Raw genomic sequence first — 22,666 nt, 5'->3', positions numbered from 1 at the left:
CTTTGGTACCGGTGATTCTCTTGGTATAATTCCATATAAGCTTGATCATCGCCCGTTCTTTTCCGCTCGGGCTATAAACCTTGTATAATTTCCTAAGCAATTCCATAATTCTTATTTTTTGTGGGTTAAACATTTATTTCATTCATCTCGTATGCATAAGGCAGTCCTGTTTCCTCATCTATCCCGTCATAAAGCATGTCATTCAATTTATGAAGTTCTCCCGTTTCCAGCAGTCTTTGTGCCGACTCTACGGATATTGTCTTTCTTTCATATTCACAGAGGATATTGTTCCATACCTGGTATATGGTTATGCTTTCTGTATGCTCATAGTATTCCTCATCATAATCGGAATAATGCCAGTTTTCCTGCTTGTATGCCTGTTCCGCTTTCTTCCGACATTCTTCACAGCAATAGTACTCTTTCGTTATGTCCGAATAAAGATTATCCTCTTCCAGAAAATACCCGCTACATTCCAGACATTCTATAACATCCGACTCATGATGGTATTCCCCGAGTTTTTCTATCCATATGAATTCGTCCAGATTTTCCACGTCACAGTAATACTCGCATCCGTGGCAATATACGGGACGTGTTTCATAGCAGTGGTATCCATGAAAATCATCGTATTCCTCCTCACCATTCAGAGAACCGTCAGTAATATCAAGTGCGATGTCACCACTTCCGTAATTATCTGCTGTCCCCTCGGATTGATTGTACCATTTGAATGAATCCTGATAACTTAGGGTGTCATTCCAGTCCAGGTCACATTCTATCCTGAATTTTCTGTCCGACAATGAATTCTCCTCAAGGTCAACAAAAGCCCTTGTATCACCCGCACCTGCACCTACCTTTTTGTAGCCGTCAATGTATCCCCCTTTGATCAGGGCATCTATTAAGGCACGCTTCAGGATATCATTTTCATTACTGGCATATTGTCTTTCCGCCAGTCTCCATATTTTTCCGTCCTGGTCCGTAACCCTGTTGTAGATGACACATCTTGCAGTCACCTTTCCTTTTTCATTGGTCAGGTATGCGGCGCTTGCATCGACCGATTCTGTATAGAAATAATGCAGTTTCCTGTCCACCATGCAGGAATAAAAATCTCCCACGCAAGAGGAGGATGAGTATATCTTCTCGAAATTCTTGTCCACACATAACCTGTTTTTAGGGAGTCGCCCCGTTGTATAAGTCTGCCAGTCCGCCGAGAACTCCTCACACAGATAGGTCACTACCTGTTCAGGAAGGGTTTTACCGAATTCAGTTTCCAATATGAGCGAGCGGTAGAGTTTTCCCGCTTTCATTTTAAACGTTTTTCCTCCGTTTTCATGGTTAATGTAGCGGATTGACCTGGTATCCCCGTCCTTACATAGCCCTTTCATATCGTCCGTTTCAAAATTCCTAGAGTAAAAGAATTCTCCGTCCAACTCCAGAACATAACGTAATGACATATCTGAGTGCCCGCTTATAATTATTGCCCGTGTAATGGTCTTCTTCAGTTCCGCCATTGAGGAAATATGAAGCAGTGTATAATTGTTTGTCTCTATTGCTTCATGTAGCAATCTCCTGTTCCTGATATATGCCAGCAGTATTCTGTTCTTTCTGCTGCATACTCCGTTTCCATGCTTGACAATTCCAAACATGTCCTTGAATTCTTCGTAATTTTTAAATTTGTAGTATAACATAATCTTTCTTGTTTTAAAATGTTGGTAAATAAAAAAGGAGGACACCACGTTAATTGTGATATCCTCCTCAGATACAATTCCGGTATGTTTCAACCGTTTCTCAAATGAATGGAATGTGTAGTTCCTCCAACACTTCCATTAACTTTTTTGCACCTTCTTTGGATGCTTCATTTCTTAGGTCCGTCCTTCTTTGAGGATCTGCATACACCTTCAATATCTCTACAATAGTCCTGAATAACGTCTGTTGTAGAGTTTTGTGAAATGTTGTTGTTGCAAGGGCGAATCGTTTTTCGTTCCACCCGTAATCATTCAAGGCTCTTGCCAGTTCCTGTGCCGCCTTGAACTCCCTGCTGTTTTCAAGTTCAAATCTTTCCACATTTCTTTCTGATTTGTTTTTAGTTAAAATATAGTTGTATTGACCGGCCATTTTTCCGCGTCAGTATCAATGAGCTGGTGTACATATTTATCTGACGGATGCACCTTTTCGACTTTTAAAGTGGCTGCAATATAATTTGTTGCTTGTACCGTCAGCGAGGGCATCATTTCTATGAAGTTCTTGTAAGTTTCCCCCTCTTCGGTAATTAAACTGTATTTGATTATATCAAAAGTGTAATGTGCCATACTTTATTCCTTTATATTTTATTCAGGACCATTCCCGCTTTACTCACCGGTGTGCTCCGTCCGTTCATTTTCTTTCTTTTGCAGTTGAAGTTTTACCTTCTCCGCATCAAATTCATAATTCATGCATCTGTCAAAATTTCCCATCAGAAGAAGCAGGGGAAATAACATTCCGTGCCTGCAACTCCTTCCGTGCTCGTCTAATGCTGATTTACAGGTGTCACATTGATATATGTCCTGTATACATGCTACGCTCATATATTTTCTCCTTTCTTTTTTTAGTTAAATTTCTGATAACAAAAAAGAGGATACCACCTTTCTTCCCTGGTGATACCCTCTTCGGATATGTAGTTCAAATCATATTTCTTCCGGTCATTCTATAAACCAGGAATATGCTTCGTCCCTGTGATTCAATGCTTCTGTCAGTCCTACCGAAATTTCCGTCGCATTTACACTACGTCCTAGAAATGAATCGAGATAGCTGTTTTTGTTTGCTCCTGTTATAAGGTTGTAGAACATCCACATGCTCAGTTCACCGTTATTCCCGGCAAAGTTCTCATCGTGGATATATTGTTTTGCTACATTGTTGATCTGACTGTCCGTAATAAGCAGTCTCGGTAGCATCCTCTGTTGGTGCTGGGGGAGGTAGTTATACAGCCTCATTCTTCCCAGTATCTGGCAGAACTGTTTTTCACTCAGCATTGTATCACCCAGCGATTGCATCAGGTGAATATGTTTTGCTACATTATATTGTCCGAACAAGTCCAGGGTAAATTGATATAGCCCCCTCGAACTTGTTGCTTTGATTTCTTCCTTGTACCCGTCCGTTGATAAACACTGGTTGGTACAGGCCAGATTGAGAAATCCGACAGCGATATTGAATTTCTGCGCTGTCATTTTTCCGCTCAGATTATCCCTTGCATAGCTTTTACAGCCTGTGATGCATAGGTTCAGTCGATTTCCGTTTACATTCCGGCTGATGCTCGGAATCTCTATGTTGAAAATCATCCTTTCATAATACATTGTCTTGTCTGATTCCAATAGTTGATCCACTCTTTTGTTGATTGCTTCCGGTATTCTTCCCCTGACAATGTGTGATGTTCTTATTTCCGGGGTACAAATCGTTTCCCCGTGATAAAAATCTCTGGCCGCCTCATAGACTGATTCTATGAAACTCTGATGTGATATGCATACCTCGTTGTCCTTGGCAAAGGTAGGTATGATACAATCGTTCTTGAGATGATCCAAAGTCACCTCTGTTGTATTCGCTTCAATGAATGGTGAGCGTTTTGCCGGTTGTTCCGTAATGATAACCGCTTCTTCCACGTCCTGCTTCCATTCGTTTGCTTTTGCCGCCCTTTGTGTGGATGGCAATAATAAATTGGTTGTTTCCATATTGTAACTTATTTTAATTGGTTGATAAATAAATTCCGATAAAAGAAAAAGCCAAGAGGGTTATTTCTTTGCTTTTACAAATATTCCTCTTAGCTTCTTTATTCCCTTGAGTACTGCTGTCGTAACTTCAAGGATTGTGATTATAACGTCCTGTGCTTTATTGTATTCCATTTATAAGACGCTCTATTAGTTTTCAGTTGCTACGTTAACTGTATCAACTTTAGCGGCAGCATCTTTTTCTTCCTCTTTTTGCCGCCATACTTTTCAACAAGCTCTACGATAACCGAGCTTGCCACGATAATCTCAGCCACATTAGCCGCGATTCTGATTCCTTTCATTAATTTTCCCATTGTTCTTTTGATTTTAAATTGTTAGTATTCTATTTTATTGTTCTCTTATATATTATTCTCATATATAAGGGTTTGAGGGGGAATGGGAATGGTGGGGAAGAAAAAAATAAAGAGCCGTTATCAAGACTCATCGTTCTGACTTAGCTCTTCGACAGATCCACATGCTTTCATTACCAAGACTAGAGCTGTGATAATTACTTGCATCGTTTCTATCCCTCGAATTGAATGTTTCAACCATCTTCTGCAATTGAATTCAACCCGGAAATTTGTTTATTATAATGCCTGAAGCTGACGCACTTCTTCATTCCAAGTGCTGTTAATGCCTCAAGCTTTTCTCATATATAAGGGTTTCAGGGTTTTAAGGAGGGAATTTGTTAGTAAATAATCTGCATATTAATAAAAATGATACTTAGAAGAAATAATTATAGATGAATATTAAAAATAAAATAAATATACGACATTTTTAGTTATCAGGTTTTGATATAAAAGATCTGTTTTTTGCTATCTTTGGGCCAGATATATTAAATATATGGGATGTTGGGAAAATACAAACACCATGTTCATTGAAATAAGATAATTTATTGTATATATAATTTGTTTGTGATGTCTATTAAAGCATTATACGTAAAAGAAGTATTTGATACTAAATGTGGTAGTAGAAGATATAATTATGGGGTGGCTACATTTTTAGCAAAGCCTGAATTGATTATTCCTACTACAGGAGAACATGATTATAGAACATGTGAATGTTGCCAAAAGAACAGGTTGCAAATTCTTGAAAATCTAAAAAACAAGATGGAAAAATTTCCATTCTGTTGTGCGCATCATAAAAAGTTATTGACCTTGAAAGAGTTTGATAAGAGGGATTATTATAATGCTGATGTAATGTGTGCTGATAAGGTGATTTTTTGTTATCAGCATATTTTAAATAATCAATATAGGACAGATTGGAGAAGTGATATTGAGAACTATTTGGAGTATGCAATAAATAGCTTTGGTTTATTTCCAGAGGGTTATGGAGCACCTTTATTTATTGGCGAATTTCTTGATTATCTATCTCAACTAATAAAAGGGAACTCAGATATAAAGCAGGAAATCCGTTCTTTTATCAATTCATATATAACTGATTTAAAAAAGCCCATAAAATCTGTTACTAAAAATCCAATAAATTTTTTATTGTCTAAATATGATGTATGGCTTAAATCTTTTCCGTTCGATTTTCCTGAATTTCAAAATGCAAAAAAGTATTTTGAACAACGTTCTCCCATAATGTTTACAGAATCAGCTTATAACCCCTACACACAATTAACGAAAGCACATTTAATAACAGAAAAAGATTTGGTTAATTATTTATTAGGTTGTACCCAAGCGCTAATTAAGAAGATTGATCTCCGTAGTTTAGAGCAGAACCCAATTCTCCTACAATATCAAAAACTTATAATAGACAAATCTTATCAAATTGAAAATGAAGAATTGTTTGAGTCTTATAGTAAGGAGGAGTTACGGTATATTGGCTTAATAAAAAAATGGTTAAAGATTCAACAACATTATATTGAGCAAACAAAATCAGTATTAGACTTTAATAAGACCATCTCCCAAGGGGATACTTATGATACATCTTATTCAGAAGCTATGCATAGGATAAAATTCTTCAAAAACTTTATAGAAGATAAAGATGGATATAAATTATTTAATAGGAATGATGGTAAATGTAAAGAAATGGATGTTCAGTTGAGTTTTAAGTTAGTTTGGTATAAGACAAAATTTGCAGTTGATAGTGAAGTCGGAAATGGCAGAGGTGTTGTTGATTTTATAATTTCTAAAGGTGCTAATGATAAGACACTGATAGAATTTAAACTTGCTTCAAATTCAAAATTAGAAGCTAATTTGCTACATCAACTACCTGTTTATGAAAAGGCCAATAATACAAATAAATCTATAGAAGTTATTTTATATTTTAATGAACAAGAAAAGAAGAAAGTGGATAGAGTTCTAAAAAAATAGATTCCCTTAATAAAGAGAATATGATAATAATTGATTGTATGAATTGTAAACTATCAGCATCTAATATAAGATAAACAAATGTTAGCTTATGGTAAATAATCTACAACTGTTTAGTGATAATCCTCTAAGAGTCATCTATAAACCTTCAGAACTACTTGGGATGTTTACATCTTATCTGTCTAAACAAGATGTAAATTTAAAAATAATATATCTTCGTGGAATATATTTAAAGAACCCTAAACACGACCCGCGTTGGATATATAGATATGATATTTTAAGAGATGAAGATACGCAAACAGAAATCACTCTTCAAATTTCGCAAAAACTATGTAGTGAGTTGAAAGATGGCAACCTTGTCACAGTAGGTGGAGTCTTAGGAAAAAGGGTACAAAACAATAGTCATATTCAGCTAATGTTAGTTGTTAGTCGCGTAGAGATAGTGCAAGAACAAGTTGTTGATGAAGAAGAACAGAAGCGTATAGAATTTCGTCGAAAGAAAGTTCAAATAGGATATAAAAATATAGATGGAGTTTTAGAACAAAAGCTATTTATTGATGAAAGGCCTAGGGTTGCTTTAGTTTTTGCTGCTACTTCCATAACTATGTCCGATTTCAATGCTGGTATTAATGCTGCAAAAAGTGCTATCGATTTTTACGAACAACGTGTAAATTTTGCTAACACAAAGGAGTTGACTGCTCTTTTAAAAGAACTTGATCAACAAAAATATGATGTTATTGCTCTTGTTCGTGGAGGCGGTGGTGGTATTGAGAGTCTCGATGAGCTGGATGTCTTAGACATGATAGTGGAAATGCAAACTCCAATTATCGCTGCAATTGGTCACGTTGAAGAGAAGTTGTTTATAAAGCAGATTGTGGATAAGGAAGCCCCAACTCCAAATGGTTTAGGACAATACTTTTCAGATTTGGTTGAAACTGTTAGTGAAAAGAAAAATAAATCTCGTGCTGTTTTAACAGAGCAAATAAAAAAGCAGTTTCAAGAGCAACTCATAGCAGCTCAGAGGCAAAATAAGGAATTACAAGAGAAGTTAGTTTTCCTTACTAAAGCTCAGGAGGCTGCTCAGAGATTACATAAAGAACAAGTAGAAGTTGCCCATAGACAGAATCAAGAACTGCAAAAGAAACTTGTAGGAATAAGTAAAGCTAACGAGGCTGCTCAGAAACTACATAAAGAACAAGTAGAAGTTGCCCATAAACAGAATCAAGAACTGCAAAAGAAACTTGCAGGAATAAGTAAAGCTAACGAGGATATCCAAAAAGCTCACGTAGAGCAAATAAATAAGCAATCTAAGGAATTTAATGCTAGTTTGAAAATGATGCAAGAGATCAATGATAATCTAAACAAGTCTCTTCAAAAATTGACTGCTCAAAATACACAGGCTACAAAAGACTTAAATGAAGCGAAAGAAAGAGCGAGGGAATTACAAAGGCAGCTTGAAGGGGCTAGGTTAAAAACTAATAAAGGATGTTTGAGTATGGTCGTAACTATTATAACTATATTAGGAGTGGCTTGTTATGCTATATGTTTGATTCTATAGAAGTTGAACTTATGGGATTGTTAGAGAAATCTTATTGAAATAACTTTTAAATACAAAAAGATTAATTATCAATTTATTACTGAATTGTACATGTATAAATAATCATAGAGATTCTTATTTTGTTGTATTGATAATAGTAAGATACATATAAATAAAAAAGAGTATAATTCTTGTATATTATTGGGGAGAATAAATTAATCTATGGAATAGTTTCATTTGAAACTTTATGTTTCGAAAACTATCTGCTTCTTTGTTTATCTAATGCATTTTGTTTACCTTTGTGTCTAACAATATGTTAAGTTGAAGAATATGAACAATAATAATCAGATAATTCGTTTTGACTGGGCAATGAAGAGACTGCTCCGGAATAAGGCAAACTTTAGCGTACTTGAAGGTTTGTTGACTACGTTGCTGGGTGAGAGGATCGTTATCCAAAAACTCCTTGAAAGTGAAAGTAATCAGGAGGACGAATTTGACAAGTATAATCGTGTAGATATGCTTGCCGAAGATTCTAAAGGTGAGCTTGTTTTGATAGAGGTGCAGAACAACAATGAGTATGCCTACTTTCAGCGAATGTTGTTCGGTACTTCTAAATTAGTGACTGAATATATCAATAGAGGAGAGAGTTATGACAAAGTACGTAAAGTTTATAGCGTCAATATTGTCTATTTCTCATTAGGGCACGGAACAGACTTCGTATATCATGGAAAGACAGAATTCAGGGGTATTCATCAAGGGGATATTTTAGAACTGACTCCTTTCCAGAAGCAGACATTTAAAGTAGATACAGTTAGTCAGTTATATCCTGAATACTATATCCTGAAAGTGAATGGCTTTAATCAGGTAGCCAAGAGTCCATTGGAAGAATGGATTTACTATTTGAATACAGGTGAGATCCCTTCTAGTGCTACAGCTCCCGGACTTGAAGAGGCACGTGAAAGACTAAAACTCGATAGTATGACGAAAGATGAATTGGCGGCTTATTATCGTCACTTGGATAATATTGTGATACTCCGAGATAATATTTATACAGAACGAGAAGAAGGAAGAGCAGAAGGTCTTGAGGAAGGATTGAATAAAGGGAAAGAAGAAGGAGTAAGAGAAGCCAATTTGAATAATGCTCGTAACCTGAAAAAGCTGGGAGTAGCAATTGATATAATTTCACAAGCTACTGGATTGTCTAAAGAAGAAATAGAAAAGTTATAGTGTAAACTTGAATATGTTATTGATTGAGGGGATATACGGCTTACTGTGTATTCCCTTTTTTATTGTTATTGGGATAGGGATGATAGGAGCGAAAAGGAGGACTTTTAGTGTAATTTGTTGGGAGGAGGGGATAAGTTGAGTTAAAGTAATATAAATATAGTGCTTTTTAGTGGGGGAGTAGAATGAGGGAGTAAGACTGTATATTGAAAATAATATTATTGATAATCAGTGGTTTAAATCTCGTGTAAGTGGAGCGTATCGGACTCGAACCGATCACCTTAACACTGCCAGTGTTACGCTCTAGCCAGATGAGCTAACGCCCCTTTTTTCTCTTATATGATAACGTTTGTAAACGAATCTCTTTTGTTGCCGCAAATATAATGCAATATTCTGAAATAATTGCTATGTTTGCGGTAAATAATCTATTAGAAGGAAAAATATGTTGATTTATAACACCACTTTTCAAGTGGACGATGATGTTCACGATAATTTTTTGATTTGGATAAAAGAATCTTATATTCCCGAGGTACAGAAGCACGGAGCGCTGAAAACACCACGTATTTGTCGTATATTGAGCCATCGGGAAGATGGGAGCGCCTATTCTTTACAGTGGGAAGTAGAGAGTAGTGGATTGTTGCACCGCTGGCATTTGGAACAAGGGATACGATTGAATGACGAACTGACTAAGATATTTAAGGATAAGGTAATCGGATTTCCCACATTGATGGAGGTGATAGAGTGATTCAACCGGTAAAAGAGAAGATAATTCTGGGGATAGACCCCGGTACGACAATCATGGGATATGGAGTGCTGAGAATAAAAGGAACCAAACCAGAAATGATTGCTATGGGGATTATCGACTTGCGTAAGTTTGCCAATCATTACTTGAAATTGCGCCATATCCATGAGCGGGTGCTGAGTATTATTGAAAGCTATTTGCCTGATGAACTGGCTATTGAAGCTCCTTTCTTCGGCAAAAATGTTCAGTCTATGTTGAAATTGGGACGTGCGCAAGGAGTAGCGATGGCAGCAGCGTTAAGTCGTGATATACCGATCATCGAATATGCCCCGTTGAAGATAAAGATGGCTATTACCGGAAACGGACAAGCATCGGAGGAGCAGGTGGCGGATATGTTGCAGAGAATGCTTCATTTCTCAAAAGCGGATATGCCCACTTTTATGGATGCGACCGACGGTCTGGCTGCCGCCTATTGCCATTTCCTGCAAATGGGACGGCCTGCTGTAGAGAAGGGATATAGTAGCTGGAAGGATTTTATAGCGAAGAATCCGGATAAAGTGAAGTAAACTTTAACAATAAATCAGATTACGAAAAATAGTATCATAGGAGAGCTTGAGATGAAGATAGGAATTAATTCAATAATAGGAGTGACTACAGTGGCAACAGTGATGAGTTGTTCTTCTGCGAAAAAGGAATATGCTTCCTTCGAGTTGTATCCCGTCCGTACGGGAAGCCTTATGGAAATGGAATATACTCCGGAAGCTACGAAATTCACCCTTTGGTCACCGACAGCAGAAGAAGTGCGCCTGATGCTTTATGATGAAGGTGAAGGAGGTCATGCTTATGAAACAGTGAAGATGGAACTTGGAGAGGATGGAACTTGGGCAACTGTGGTTAACAAGAATTTGCTCAATAAGTTCTATACTTTCAATGTGAAAATCAATGATAAATGGCAAGGGGATACTCCGGGAATTAATGCTCATGCTGTCGGGGTGAATGGAAAACGTGCCGCTATTATCGATTGGAAAGCAACGAACCCGGAAGGATGGGAGAATGATCAACGTCCTCCGCTGAAATCTCCTGCCGATATGATTATCTACGAAATGCATCATCGTGATTTTTCGGTCGATTCTACTTCCGGAATAAAGAATAAAGGAAAGTTCCTTGCTTTGACCGAGCATGGAACGATGAACTCGGATAAATTGCTGACAGGAATCGACCATCTGATAGAGTTGGGTGTGACGCATGTGCATCTTCTTCCTTCCTATGATTATGCTTCCGTAGATGAAACAAAATTGGATGAAAATCAGTACAATTGGGGATATGACCCGTTGAATTACAATGTTCCGGACGGCTCATATTCAACAGATCCTTATCAACCCGCCACTCGCGTGAAAGAATTCAAGCAAATGGTACAGGCGTTGCATAAAGCCGGCATCCGGGTGATTCTGGATGTGGTTTACAATCATACGTTTAATACGGCGGAGAGTAATTTTGAACGTACAGTACCCGGTTATTTTTATCGTCAGAAAGAAGACGGGACATTGGCGAACGGTTCGGGTTGTGGAAATGAAACGGCTAGTGAACGTCCTATGATGCGTAAGTTTATGATAGAATCCGTGCTTTACTGGATGAAGGAATATCATATCGATGGTTTTCGCTTCGATTTGATGGGAGTGCATGATATTGAAACGATGAACGAGATTCGGAAGGCAGTGGATGAAGTGGACTCTACTGTTTGTGTTTACGGAGAAGGATGGGCTGCTGAAACGCCTCAATATCCTGTTGATTCTTTGGCTATGAAAAAGAATGTGGCGTATATGCCCGGAATTGCAGTCTTTTCGGACGAATTTCGTGACGGACTTTGCGGTTCTGTTTGGGAGAAAGGTAAGGGAGCTTTTCTTGCCGGAGTGCCGGGAGGGGAGAACAGCGTTAAGTTTGGTATTGTGGGAGCTATCGAACATCCGCAAGTACGCTATGATTCGGTGAATTACAGTCGGCAAGCCTGGGCCGGACAGCCTACCCAAATGATTAGTTACGTTTCCTGCCATGACGGTTTATGCCTTGTTGATCGCTTGAAAGCAAGTATGCCAGAAGCTACTCCCGAGCAACTGGTCCGGCTTGATAAGCTTGCGCAGACGGTAGTCTTCACTTCGCAAGGTATTCCTTTTATCTATGCAGGAGAAGAAGTGATGCGCGATAAACAAGGGGTGGATAATAGTTATAAGAGTCCGGATGCAGTCAATGCTATCGATTGGCGACGCAAGACGATGAACGGAGATGTTTTCATGTATTATAAGAGGCTCATAGATCTGCGTAAGTCCCATCCCGCTTTCCGTATGGGAGATGCGGAAAAGGTTCGGAAGCATCTGGAGTTTCTTCCAGTGGAAGGACAAAACCTGATTGCATTCCGCCTGAAGGATCACGCGAACGGAGATAGTTGGGAAGATATTATCGTGGCCTTTAATTCCCGTATGACCCCTGCGCGTTTGGCAGTGCCTGCCGGAAAGTATACAGTGGTGTGTAAAGACGGGGTGATAGATGTTCGCGGACTGGGAACACAGACGGGAACGGAAGTGATTATTCCCGGCCAATCGGCTTTGATTATGTATCGGTAGCCAGCTTTTTCAGCTTGAATGTAACATAACAACAACTATTTGTAACATATGCATACGATGATGTAACAGACGGGAAACAATCTGAATCGTAATTCTTCGGTGGAGGGCAAGAAACTTCTTAAGTTTGCAACGTGATAGTCGGCAAGATTCGTCATTTTTTCTAACTATCGCGAAATAACTAAGAAGTAAAAGAAAAGACAGAATGAAATGGACTCTACAATGAAAATGAATGACGCTAAAGGTTTCTACAAGCTCTCCTGACTCCAGCGTATAGGATTCGGCTCCGGTGATTTGGCGCAAAACCTTAATCTATCAGACCGTATGTATGTATTTGCTGATTTTTTATACGAATGTATATGGTCTCAAACCGGAGGTGGCAGCCGTGATGTTCCTTATCGTCAGGATAGTGGATGTCATTTGGGATCCTCTTGTAGGGGCTTTTGTTGATAAGCACAATCCTAAACTCGGCAAATACCGTTCATACCTTATATTGGGAGGGATTCCATTGACAGATATTTTCTACAAAGCGGGTATGGCTCTTGGAGGTGTGGTGCCGGGACTTGTCATGGCATTTGTCGGATTTGATCAGACTAATGAGGTGCCACAATCACCTTTTGCCGAACAGGGGATACTGTGGCTTGTAGCTGTTATTCCTGCCTTGCTGCTTCTGGTGGCTATGTTCATTATATCTAAGTATGGACTAGAGGACGATGTGATTGATAACATCAATAGAGAGATAAAATTACGCCACAAAGGGGGCGAATAAATAAAAGAATATTTACTTAAAAATTGTTGTATATAAAAACAAACGGATCAATATTTTTTTGCTTGTGATGGCGGCATTTCTTACTTATGGTGGTGAAGTAGCTTTTGCGCAAAACAATTCCGTTGGCTTTTCAATATGCACATGAGGCTGATCCGGATTCTTGGCGTAATGATTGGCCGATGGCTGGGCGTAACTATTATATCTATTTTGGTGGATTGTGGGGCGGTCAACTCCAACGTTACAGGAATAATAAGGCGTTGGAATCTGCCATTTTGCCGGAAGGTACAGAAGAAGCCTTGCCCACACGTGTAGCCCGTTTGAGAGAGGACATGATGGAGTTTGCCGAAGAACCACGCGGTGGTGATAATCGATAAAAATGGGAAACCGTTGACAGCCGGAGATACGGCCGCTGTTTTTTTGAAGCTTCGTGGATGCACAAGTATAACGGGAGATATTATTTCTCTTATTCTACGGGAGATACCCATTTGCTTTGTTATGCGATAGGTGATAATCCATACGGACCATTCACTTATCAGGGAGTCATTCAGACTCCGGTAGTAGGATGGACTACACATCATGCCATTGTTGAATTCAAAGGAAAGTGGTATTTGTTCCATCACGATTGTGTGCCATCAGGAGGGAAAACTTGGTTGCGCAGCATGAAGGTTTGCGAACTGCAATATGATGCGGACGGGAAAATCATTACTATTGACGGAATGGATGAATAACCCCGTTGGATAAACAAATCGGTTGTATGAATGGAAAAATGTTCGTGATAGGTCTTGTTTTGCTGTAAAATTGTTACCTTTGCGGTCGATAATTAAACAGAATATAAGAATATGAGTCAAAATACATTTAGCATGGCGGGGGGCGTAGCACGCAACCCGCTTGTGCGTTTAGCCAAACCCATCACGTCAACTATCGGAGCGAATGAACATATAGCTATTGTAGGTCCTAATGGTGGTGGTAAAAGTCTTTTTGTAGATACTTTGATAGGAAAATATCCTTTGCGTGAGGGAACGATTGAATATGATTTTTCTCCTTCGGCCACTCAGACTGTTTATGATAATGTGAAATATATTGCTTTCCGTGATACTTATGGGGCAGCCGATACCAATTACTACTATCAGCAGCGTTGGAATGCTCATGATCAGGATGAAGTGCCGGATGTTCGTGATATGTTGGGCGAAATCAAAGACGACAAGCTGAAAAATGAATTGTTTGAACTTTTCCATATCGAACCTCTTCTTGACAAAAAGATAATTTTACTTTCCAGTGGTGAACTACGTAAGTTCCAACTCACTAAAACTCTGTTGACAGCACCTCGTGTGCTGATTATGGATAATCCGTTCATCGGTTTGGATGCACCTACCCGCGAATTATTGTTCTCCTTGCTTGAGCGTTTGATAAAGATGTCGTCGGTGCAGATCGTCTTAGTCCTTTCTATGCTGGATGATATACCTTCGTTTATTACTCATGTCATTCCTGTGGATAAGATGGAGGTCTTTCCTAAAATGGCACGTGAGGCTTATCTGAAAGCTTTTCATGACAGAGATACGGTTGATTCTTTTGAGGAGTTGCAGAAACGGATTATCAATTTGGCTTATGACGGAAATACCTACGACTCGGGTGAAGTCGTGAAATTGAATAAGGTGAGTATTCGTTATGATGACCGTACTATCCTGAAAGAATTGGACTGGACAGTTCGTCGTGGTGAGAAGTGGGCATTAAGTGGGGAAAACGGAGCGGGTAAATCGACTTTATTGAGTCTGGTTTGTGCAGATAATCCGCAGTCGTATGCCTGTGATATCAGTCTTTTCGGGCGGAAAAGAGGAACGGGAGAAAGTATTTGGGAGATCAAGAAACATATCGGTTATGTCAGTCCGGAGATGCATCGTGCCTATCTCAAGAATTTGCCGACTATTGAGATTGTGGCCAGTGGTTTGCACGACAGTATCGGTCTGTATAAACGTCCTCAACCGGAACAGATGGCTATCTGTGAGTGGTGGATGGGTATATTCGGTATTGCAGATTTAAAAGATAAACCATTCCTGCAACTATCCAGTGGAGAACAACGTTTGGCCTTGCTGGCAAGAGCTTTCGTCAAAGACCCGGAACTGCTGATTCTGGATGAACCGCTTCATGGATTGGATACCTATAATCGTCGCCGGGTAAAGAAAGTGATTGAGGCTTTCTGCCGACGCAAAGATAAGACGATGATTATGGTGACACATTATGAATCGGAACTTCCCGATACAATTACAAACCGTATTTTCTTAACGAGAAACCGATGAAAGAATAAAATCAGCATTTTAGGTATTGGCAACTCCTTCTTCTTTGGTGAACTTTGTAGCGAAACAAACTGTTCTATATATAACTAAAGAAGAAAGGAGACCAATAAAAATGAGAAAAATAGTATTGCTTCGTCATGGAGAAAGTGCTTGGAATAAAGAAAACCGCTTTACGGGTTGGACAGATGTCGATCTGACCGAAAAAGGAATTGCCGAAGCTGAGAAAGCAGGCGAGACATTGAAGGAGTATGGCTTCAATTTCGATAAAGCCTATACCTCTTACTTGAAAAGAGCTGTCAAGACGCTGAATTGTGTACTTGATAAAATGGATCTCGACTGGCTACCTGTTGAAAAAAACTGGAGTCTGAACGAAAAGCATTATGGCGATTTGCAAGGATTGAATAAAGCGGAAACTGCCGGGAAATATGGTGAAGAACAAGTGCTGATCTGGCGTCGTAGCTATGATATTGCCCCTAATCCGCTTTCGGAAAGTGACTTGCGGAATGCGCGTTTTGACTACCGTTATCATGAAGTTCCAGATGCCGAACTTCCCCGTACCGAATCATTGAAAGATACCATTGAACGTATTATGCCTTATTGGGAATCGGATATATTTCCCAACCTGAAAACAGCCCATACTTTATTGGTTGTGGCTCATGGTAACAGTCTGCGAGGTATCATCAAACATCTGAAACATATTTCTGATGAGGAAATTGTAAAACTGAATCTGCCTACTGCCGTTCCTTATGTATTCGAGTTTGACGAGAACCTGAATGTCTCTAATGATTATTTTCTTGGAAATGCGGAAGAAATCAAAAAAAATGATGGAAGCGGTAGCCAATCAAGGAAAGAAAAAATAAAGTGTTGTATATTAAAAAAAGTAAAGTTATGAGTAAAGTAATTGATTTGTTAGGAGATAAAGCCGGATATTATCTGGATCACACTTGTAAGACGATTGATAAGTCTTTGATTTATGTGCCTTCTCCCGATACGATAGATAAAATATGGGTTGATTCCGACCGTAATATAAAAGTGCTGAACAGCTTGCAAGCTATTCTCGGACATGGACGTTTGGCTAATTCCGGTTATGTATCCATTCTTCCTGTCGATCAGGATATTGAACATACTGCCGGAGCGTCTTTTGCTCCGAATCCTATCTACTTCGATCCGGAGAATATTGTAAAATTGGCTATTGAAGGCGGTTGTAATGCGGTCGCTTCTACATTCGGCATTTTGGGAGCGGTGGCACGCAAATATGCCCATAAAATTCCGTTTGTGGTTAAACTGAATCATAATGAATTGCTGACCTATCCTAATTCGTATGATCAGGTGATGTTCGGCACAGTGAAAGAAGCATGGAATATGGGAGCTACGGCTGTCGGCGCTACTATCTATTTCGGTTCGGAACAAAGTCGTCGCCAATTGGTGGAAATCGCTGAGGCTTTCGAGTATGCTCACGAATTGGGGATGGCCACTATCCTGTGGTGTTATCTGCGTAATAGTGATTTTAAGAAAGATGGTGTGGATTATCATGCTGCTGCCGACTTGACCGGACAGGCTGACCGTCTCGGAGTTACGATCAAAGCAGATATTGTCAAACAAAAACTTCCTACGAATAATGGTGGTTTCAAAGCAATTGGTTTCGGTAAGACGGATGAACGTATGTACACCCGACTGGCTTCGGAACATCCGATTGACCTTTGTCGTTATCAGGTTGCCAATGGTTATATGGGGCGTGTCGGTTTAATCAATTCCGGTGGTGAGTCGCACGGAGCTTCCGACTTACGTGATGCGGTTATTACAGCCGTAATCAATAAGCGTGCCGGAGGTATGGGGTTGATTAGCGGACGTAAAGCGTTCCAAAAATCGATGAATAAAGGTGTCGAATTATTGAATGCTATCCAGGATGTTTATCTTGATCCGGCAATTACTATTGCCTGATTCCTGATTATAGGAAAGTGAATATTCCGGTGACTGTGTCAACAGTCGGTGAATATTCACTTTTTTCGTTTCTCTTTGTATTGTGTGGGAGTTTCCCCTGTATATTGTTTGAAGGCTGTACTGAAATAACGTGAAGTGGTGAAGCCGACCTTCTCAGCTATTTCTGTAAATGTCATATCCGTTCCGGTAATGTATGCTATTGCTTTCTCCATTCTGAACTTATTGATATAATCATTAGCCCCCATATCGGTCAGGGCTTTCAACTTATTGTAAAGTGAAGCCCGGCTCATACCGATTTCTTTGCAGATAAAGGCTATATCCAAACTGCTGTTGTCCAGATTTTCTTGAATGATCTTATTCAACTTGAGCAGGAAGGTCTCGTCTGCCTGGCTGAACGTACTTTCTTCCGGTGCAGGGATTACTCCGGCATTTAGGTATCTTTTCTTGGTAGACTCACGGTTTTTCAATCGGTTACAAATGATTTCCATAAGCATTTCTATTTCAAAAGGCTTTGTTAGATAGGCGTCCGCTCCATTCTTGTAACCGCTTAATTGACTTTGCTGGTCGTCTCTTGCCGTCAGCAGAATAATAGGGATATGGCTGATTGTGATATCTTCCTTGATACTTTTGCAGAGTTCATATCCATTCATTCTAGGCATCATTACATCGCTGACAATTATGTCCGGAGTGTGACTTCTGATAAGTTGAAGGGCTTCTGCGCCATCCGAAGCTATCACTACCCGTTTAAAGTATTCTCCCAACGATTTTTTCAGGAAATCTGTTAAATCCGGATTGTCGTCTACAACTAAAACTGTATATGGAGTTGTATCGAAATCATCATTGCCGGGTGCTTGTTCATGGCTGTCGTTACTCATCAGTTCGTTCAGATAGGCTTTTGGTTGACAGATGATTTCTTCTGATTCTCGTCTCAACGGCAATTCAATGAAGAAAGTCGCACCTGCTTCCTGATTGTCGTATGCGCCAATGGAACCACCTTGCAATTCAACCAGAATCTTTGAATAAGACAGTCCGATTCCTGTTCCGTTTTGTTCTCCCGTGCCTTGATAGAAGCGTGTGAAAAGTTTTTGTGTGTTGACTTGTTTCAAACCGCTTCCTTGGTCAGTGATAGAAATACGTACTCTGTCTTTTTCAGGAAGCAATTCTGATATAATAGTGATTTCCGTATTCTCCGGGCTGTGTTTCAATGCATTGATAAGCAAGTTACTCAAAATAATTTCGCATTTGTCTTTATCGAAACTTACCGTTTCTATTTGCGGATCCAATTGATATCGGATACGTACGTTCTTGGCTTCTCCTTCACTGATGAAATCCTGTGAGATGTGTTCTATCCATTGGTTGAGGAAGTGAGGCTGTATCTGTATTTTACTTTCGCCCACTTCCATCTTTCGTACGTCAAGTACCATATTAATCAGGTTCTTCATCCGTTGTGACTGCCTGTAAATCGCCTTTATAGGAAGATATTGCGGCTCTTCGGGAGAAAGTGATTTCAATATCCGGCTAAGTGGGGCGTGTATCAATGTCAACGGTGTGCGTAGTTCGTGGCTGATATTAATGAGGAAACGTACTTTTTCTTCGTATACCTGTTGCTCATGCTCTTTCATCGCCCATTTTAACTTTTCTTCTTTGCGCTTCAAAGTCCTTCTGAAAGTCTCGATAATAACGACAGTAATGAGAATCGCACAGCTAAGGATGAACCACCATGTGCGGTACCAGGGAGGAAGAATAGTCAATGCCAATACTTGCTGATTGGGAATCCAACTACCATCTTTTGCTGTGCAGGACGCTGTGATTTTATAACTTCCCGGAGGAAGTGAACGTATAACCAATTCAGGGTTGTATGATTCTATTTGTTGGTCGTTCAGTCCTTCTATTTGATATCGGTATACTTTCTGTCGGAAGATGTCTTTTTCTTTTGACATGATCCGAATGATTATATTGCTGTTCCAAGGAGCGGAAATACTCGTTGGATTATTGTTTAGCTTATCATTGACGGACTCACCATTGATGATGACATCCGATAGTTGAAGTTGGGGTATTTCGGTAGTGATTAAGGGTAGGGTACTATTGATGTGTAATAATCCTTTCACTCCGCCCATATAGATATTGCCTTGTGAACTTAACAAACAGGGTTTGGATAGGTACTCGTTTTGAATGACACCGTCCGATTCGCCGAAAAGCACAAATTTCTGTTCTTTGATTAGCCAGGCGAACAGCATATTATTGGTTCCTATCCATACTTTTCCTTGTTGGTCACACACAATCGATGTGACTTCCGAGAAAAGGGAGGTAGATATGGGAGTTTGTATTTTTTCATCGGGATTATAATGAAACAGCCCGTAATTATTTCCTATCCAGAAATGCCCATGTTCATCTAATGAAACAGAATTGATAATAGTGTCCTTGTGGCATTGATACAGAACTTCCAATCGGTTGGTGCGGTTATCCAACCGATAAATGTGCTTTATGTCGTTCAGATAAGTATAATTCCCATAATTTGTTATTGGTAAGAAAGTGCCGATAATGTCCAGTCCTTCTTGTTCGGTTGCAATATTGAAAGTGTGTTTCTTCAAGTCATATTGATAGACATGGTCTCCAAGTAACAGAATGCTATGAGGGTTATTGGAAAATAAATTGACTGTCTTTCCCCGCTTTCCGAGACGCATGGAAGTTTCCGAATCTATAATCATGAATGGCGTTTTCTTGCCTGTTGTCGGGTTGAATACGAATATTCCTTTTGAGAAAATGGAAACTAACAGATTGCCGGAAGTGAATGGACAAATGGAAGCGATTTTGTCTTCCCAAGTGGATGAGTAATGGGTGAATTTCTCTGTGATAGGATTAAAGAGATTAATACCTCCACCGTCTGTGCCCACCCAGATGCGGTCGTTCGATTCCTGATAAAGACTGAGTACGGTATTATTACTTAATCCACGATTGCTGCCCGTCAGGACTTCCGTATAGGTTTTCATGGAAACTTCCCGGATATTGATCAATCCGTTGCGGATACTTCCTGCCCACATATTATTATTCCTATCATTGTAGAGACAAAAGATAGAGGTGGCGGGAAGTGAATAGTTATCACCTCCGGGAATGTGTTCCAACAAGGATAAACGTCCTGTTTCAGGTTCAAGGATATTGATACCGCCTCCGTCTGTTCCTATCCATATTTTTCCTTCCCGTTCGGCAAGACTTAAAACGACGTTGTTACTTAGGTCGGAATTGTGAGTAGTATAGGCTTTTACCAGTTCTCCGTTATGGGTGAAGCATTTTATTCCTTCATTGTAAGGGGCGATCCATATTCTGTTTTGTGAATCGATCAGCATATTCATGATTTCCTTTCCGCAATCGAAAGGCGGAAGGCGATGCTTTCCCGTTTTCAGATCCAGTAAAGCAAGACCTTGCCACCGGCTGCAACAAAGAACAGTATGTTCGTTCCATAGGCTTAGTAAAGAGATATTAAAATTATTCCCTTTATTCAACTTTTGCAGAAGGCGAAGAGAAGAATCCCGATAACTATAAAAGTATACTTTGTCTTTAGAACCAAACAATACCCCGTCTTTGGTCAGGCAGGTTGAATAGGCGATAATAGGATTACCTTTTTCATCCGTAGGTAAGAAGAAGTCATCACTTTGACGTTGATAGCGGGCTATTCCTTTGTCGGTCAGAATCCAAATATTGCTCATTTCATCTTCTGCAATCTGATGGATTAAGTTATTGGGAATCGAATGAGGATTGTTTGGGGAATAGACGTACTTCTTTAGCTCATGTCCGTCATATCGGCTTATTCCAGCCTTCGTTCCTATCCATACAAATCCCTGTTTGTCTGTCAGGATACATCTCACGGCTGAAGTCACCCCATCTTTTAAGGAGAGCTGTTTATAGTAATAATGGCTGGCTTTTAGGGGCGTGACACCGGTAAACTGCATAATAGCTGTCAAACATAGTAGGACAAAGATTTTTATTCTCATGAGATTAGGTCAGTTAAATGAAAGCAAAGGTAGTATTATTTGTTTATAATTCCTATCTTTGCTCGAAAATATGTAACTATGATTACCGAAGAACTGCAGAAACTTTATCAGTCATATACGGGAGTTCCCGCTGAGAATATAACAGAATTACCTTCCTCCGGCTCCAATCGCCGTTATTTCCGGCTGACAGGAGCACAAACACTGATTGGAGTATATGGAACTTCTGTTGATGAGAATGAAGCTTTTTTTTATATGGCGGAACATTTTCGCAAAAATGGGCTTCCTGTTCCCGAAGTACACATTGTGTCGGAAGATAAAATGTATTATCTGCAAGAGGATTTAGGAGATACTTTACTTTTTCATGTCATTGAGAAAGGACGTGCTACCAGTGTATTTTCCGAAGAAGAGAAAGAGTTGCTTCGTAAAACGATCCGTCTGTTGCCTGCCATTCAGTTTGCCGGAGCTGACGGATTTGATTTTTCCCGTTGTTATCCCCAATCGGAATTCAATCAGCGTTCCATACTTTGGGATTTGAATTATTTCAAATATTGTTTCCTTAAAGCTACCGGAATGGAGTTTCAGGAAGATAAGCTGGAGGATGATTTCCAGAAAATGAGTGATGTTTTGCTTCGTAGTTCTTCCGCTACTTTTATGTATCGTGATTTTCAGAGTCGCAATGTGATGATAAAGGATGGAACCCCTTGGCTTATTGACTTTCAAGGAGGACGAAAAGGGCCGTTTTATTATGATATTGCTTCTTTCTTGTGGCAAGCCAAAGCAAAATATCCTGATAGCCTTCGGAAAGAATTGTTACAGGAATATATAGAGGCTCTTCGCAAATATCAACCGATCGATGAGTCTTATTTTTATAGTCAGCTCCGTCATTTTGTGCTTTTCCGTACTTTGCAGGTGTTAGGGGCATACGGTTTTCGCGGCTATTTCGAGAAAAAGCCTCATTTTATCCAGAGTGTTCCATACGCTATCGCAAATTTGCGCGAGTTGCTTAAAGAGGAATATCCGGAATACCCGTATCTCTGCAAAATGTTACGTGAATTGACCGGACTGAAACAGTTTACAGATGATTTGGAGAAGCGTCAACTGACGGTCAAGGTAATGAGCTTTGCCTATAAAAAAGGTATTCCTGATGATCCGACAGGTAATGGTGGAGGTTTTGTTTTCGATTGTCGTGCAGTGAATAATCCAGGAAAATACGAACGTTATAAGGCTTTTACCGGATTGGATGAGCCCGTGATAACTTTCCTGGAAGAAGACGGTGAGATTCTTCGTTTTCTCGACCATGTTTACGCTTTGGTGGATGCTTCCGTCAAACGTTATATGGAACGCGGATTCAGTAATTTGTCGGTTTGCTTCGGTTGTACCGGAGGACAGCACCGTTCCGTTTATTCAGCGCAGCATTTGGCGGAACGTCTGAATAGAGAGTTTGGGGTTAAAGTAGAATTAGTACATCGCGAACAGAATATAAAACATACATTTGAAGCAACTATATAGAAG

General features: G+C 39.7%; 16 protein-coding genes, 1 tRNA gene and 3 pseudogenes. 12 read left to right on the top strand and 8 right to left on the bottom strand.

From position 1 onward, the window contains the following. Positions 1-125 precede the first annotated feature (125 nt). The 6 genes from BACFIN_RS05200 to BACFIN_RS23045 form a co-directional block, all read right to left on the bottom strand. Positions 126-1,682 carry a hypothetical protein gene (locus tag BACFIN_RS05200; RefSeq protein WP_007756227.1) on the bottom strand — a complete coding sequence of 519 codons (1,557 nt, stop codon included), beginning with the start codon at positions 1,680-1,682 and terminating at the stop codon, positions 126-128. Between the two features lie 100 nt (positions 1,683-1,782). Further along, positions 1,783-2,058: a hypothetical protein gene (locus BACFIN_RS05205; protein ID WP_032839836.1), complete on the bottom strand. Its 276-nt coding sequence runs from the start codon at positions 2,056-2,058 to the stop codon at positions 1,783-1,785. A 23-nt stretch (positions 2,059-2,081) separates the two neighbouring features. Continuing rightward, positions 2,082-2,303, bottom strand: a complete 222-nt coding sequence (locus BACFIN_RS05210) for a hypothetical protein (protein ID WP_007756225.1) — start codon at positions 2,301-2,303, stop codon at positions 2,082-2,084. A 39-nt stretch (positions 2,304-2,342) separates the two neighbouring features. Beyond that, on the bottom strand, positions 2,343-2,558 hold the full coding sequence (locus BACFIN_RS05215) for a hypothetical protein (protein ID WP_007756221.1): 216 nt from the start codon (positions 2,556-2,558) through the stop codon (positions 2,343-2,345). 114 nt (positions 2,559-2,672) lie between these two features. Continuing rightward, the gene (locus BACFIN_RS05220; RefSeq protein WP_007756219.1) at positions 2,673-3,695 is read right to left on the bottom strand and encodes a DUF3871 family protein; all 1,023 of its coding nucleotides are present in this window, start codon (positions 3,693-3,695) and stop codon (positions 2,673-2,675) included. 200 nt (positions 3,696-3,895) lie between these two features. Next, positions 3,896-4,033, bottom strand: a complete 138-nt coding sequence (locus BACFIN_RS23045; protein ID WP_198134585.1) for a hypothetical protein — start codon at positions 4,031-4,033, stop codon at positions 3,896-3,898. 615 nt (positions 4,034-4,648) lie between these two features. On the opposite strand from BACFIN_RS23045, the gene BACFIN_RS21290 reads away from it, so the two are divergent. The 3 genes from BACFIN_RS21290 to BACFIN_RS05230 all read left to right on the top strand — a co-directional run bounded on the left by BACFIN_RS21290 (position 4,649) and on the right by BACFIN_RS05230 (position 8,810). After that, positions 4,649-6,049, top strand: coding sequence for a hypothetical protein (locus tag BACFIN_RS21290; protein WP_007756213.1), 1,401 nt, complete (start codon positions 4,649-4,651; stop codon positions 6,047-6,049). A gap of 88 nt (positions 6,050-6,137) precedes the next feature. Further along, positions 6,138-7,604 carry an exodeoxyribonuclease VII large subunit gene (locus BACFIN_RS05225; protein WP_007756210.1) on the top strand — a complete coding sequence of 489 codons (1,467 nt, stop codon included), beginning with the start codon at positions 6,138-6,140 and terminating at the stop codon, positions 7,602-7,604. A gap of 309 nt (positions 7,605-7,913) precedes the next feature. Next, the gene (locus BACFIN_RS05230; RefSeq protein ID WP_007756207.1) at positions 7,914-8,810 is read left to right on the top strand and encodes a PD-(D/E)XK nuclease family transposase; all 897 of its coding nucleotides are present in this window, start codon (positions 7,914-7,916) and stop codon (positions 8,808-8,810) included. A gap of 249 nt (positions 8,811-9,059) precedes the next feature. Here the strand turns inward: BACFIN_RS05230 and BACFIN_RS05235 are convergent. Continuing rightward, positions 9,060-9,133, bottom strand: a tRNA-Ala gene (locus BACFIN_RS05235). Between the two features lie 116 nt (positions 9,134-9,249). On the opposite strand from BACFIN_RS05235, the gene BACFIN_RS05240 reads away from it, so the two are divergent. From BACFIN_RS05240 to BACFIN_RS05270, 8 genes and pseudogenes are all read left to right on the top strand, one after another. After that, positions 9,250-9,552: a DUF4286 family protein gene (locus tag BACFIN_RS05240; RefSeq protein ID WP_007756204.1), complete on the top strand. Its 303-nt coding sequence runs from the start codon at positions 9,250-9,252 to the stop codon at positions 9,550-9,552. Next, on the top strand, positions 9,549-10,115 hold the full coding sequence (gene ruvC, locus BACFIN_RS05245) for a crossover junction endodeoxyribonuclease RuvC (protein WP_007756194.1): 567 nt from the start codon (positions 9,549-9,551) through the stop codon (positions 10,113-10,115). The genes BACFIN_RS05240 and ruvC overlap by 4 nt, the downstream gene beginning before the upstream one ends. Positions 10,116-10,166: 51 nt before the next feature. Next, the gene (pulA, locus tag BACFIN_RS05250) at positions 10,167-12,167 is read left to right on the top strand and encodes a type I pullulanase (RefSeq protein WP_007756193.1); all 2,001 of its coding nucleotides are present in this window, start codon (positions 10,167-10,169) and stop codon (positions 12,165-12,167) included. A 270-nt stretch (positions 12,168-12,437) separates the two neighbouring features. Further along, a pseudogene (locus BACFIN_RS05255) lies at positions 12,438-12,933 on the top strand (MFS transporter). Positions 12,934-13,121: 188 nt separating this feature from the next. Continuing rightward, positions 13,122-13,661, top strand: a pseudogene (locus BACFIN_RS20950) (family 43 glycosylhydrolase); the annotation flags it as partial. Between the two features lie 111 nt (positions 13,662-13,772). Then, positions 13,773-15,227 (top strand): ATP-binding cassette domain-containing protein, encoded by a 1,455-nt coding sequence (locus BACFIN_RS05260; protein ID WP_007756183.1) that lies wholly within the window; start codon positions 13,773-13,775, stop codon positions 15,225-15,227. 109 nt (positions 15,228-15,336) lie between these two features. Next, positions 15,337-16,084, top strand: a pseudogene (gene gpmA / locus BACFIN_RS20945) (2,3-diphosphoglycerate-dependent phosphoglycerate mutase). A 28-nt stretch (positions 16,085-16,112) separates the two neighbouring features. Next, positions 16,113-17,165 (top strand): class I fructose-bisphosphate aldolase, encoded by a 1,053-nt coding sequence (locus BACFIN_RS05270; RefSeq protein ID WP_007756176.1) that lies wholly within the window; start codon positions 16,113-16,115, stop codon positions 17,163-17,165. Positions 17,166-17,221: 56 nt separating this feature from the next. Here the strand turns inward: BACFIN_RS05270 and BACFIN_RS05275 are convergent, their stop codons facing one another. Then, the gene (locus BACFIN_RS05275; RefSeq protein ID WP_007756175.1) at positions 17,222-21,154 is read right to left on the bottom strand and encodes a hybrid sensor histidine kinase/response regulator transcription factor; all 3,933 of its coding nucleotides are present in this window, start codon (positions 21,152-21,154) and stop codon (positions 17,222-17,224) included. Between the two features lie 78 nt (positions 21,155-21,232). Between BACFIN_RS05275 and BACFIN_RS05280 the strand changes: the two genes are divergently transcribed. Continuing rightward, complete coding sequence (locus BACFIN_RS05280; protein ID WP_007756172.1) at positions 21,233-22,663, top strand: RapZ C-terminal domain-containing protein; 1,431 nt, start codon at positions 21,233-21,235, stop codon at positions 22,661-22,663. Positions 22,664-22,666: the final 3 nt, after the last annotated feature.

Source organism: Bacteroides finegoldii DSM 17565, from assembly GCF_000156195.1.
Lineage (GTDB): Bacteria > Bacteroidota > Bacteroidia > Bacteroidales > Bacteroidaceae > Bacteroides > Bacteroides finegoldii.
Note: the sequence above shows the minus strand (reverse complement) of the source record. Positions and strands in the feature narration are given on the sequence as shown.

Excerpts from the sequence above, each read along its gene's own strand:
- BACFIN_RS05275 (WP_007756175.1), bottom strand. The coding sequence starts at position 21,154 with ATGAGAATAAAAATCTTTGTCCTACTATGTTTGACAGCTATTATGCAG.
- BACFIN_RS23045 (WP_198134585.1), bottom strand. The coding sequence starts at position 4,033 with ATGAAAGGAATCAGAATCGCGGCTAATGTGGCTGAGATTATCGTGGCA.
- BACFIN_RS05200 (WP_007756227.1), bottom strand. The coding sequence starts at position 1,682 with ATGTTATACTACAAATTTAAAAATTACGAAGAATTCAAGGACATGTTT.
- BACFIN_RS05270 (WP_007756176.1), top strand. The coding sequence starts at position 16,113 with ATGAGTAAAGTAATTGATTTGTTAGGAGATAAAGCCGGATATTATCTG.
- BACFIN_RS05240 (WP_007756204.1), top strand. The coding sequence starts at position 9,250 with ATGTTGATTTATAACACCACTTTTCAAGTGGACGATGATGTTCACGAT.
- BACFIN_RS05280 (WP_007756172.1), top strand. The coding sequence starts at position 21,233 with ATGATTACCGAAGAACTGCAGAAACTTTATCAGTCATATACGGGAGTT.
- BACFIN_RS21290 (WP_007756213.1), top strand. The coding sequence starts at position 4,649 with ATGTCTATTAAAGCATTATACGTAAAAGAAGTATTTGATACTAAATGT.
- BACFIN_RS05260 (WP_007756183.1), top strand. The coding sequence starts at position 13,773 with ATGAGTCAAAATACATTTAGCATGGCGGGGGGCGTAGCACGCAACCCG.
- BACFIN_RS05215 (WP_007756221.1), bottom strand. The coding sequence starts at position 2,558 with ATGAGCGTAGCATGTATACAGGACATATATCAATGTGACACCTGTAAA.
- BACFIN_RS05220 (WP_007756219.1), bottom strand. The coding sequence starts at position 3,695 with ATGGAAACAACCAATTTATTATTGCCATCCACACAAAGGGCGGCAAAA.
- BACFIN_RS05225 (WP_007756210.1), top strand. The coding sequence starts at position 6,138 with ATGGTAAATAATCTACAACTGTTTAGTGATAATCCTCTAAGAGTCATC.
- BACFIN_RS05230 (WP_007756207.1), top strand. The coding sequence starts at position 7,914 with ATGAACAATAATAATCAGATAATTCGTTTTGACTGGGCAATGAAGAGA.
- BACFIN_RS05210 (WP_007756225.1), bottom strand. The coding sequence starts at position 2,303 with ATGGCACATTACACTTTTGATATAATCAAATACAGTTTAATTACCGAA.
- pulA (WP_007756193.1), top strand. The coding sequence starts at position 10,167 with ATGAAGATAGGAATTAATTCAATAATAGGAGTGACTACAGTGGCAACA.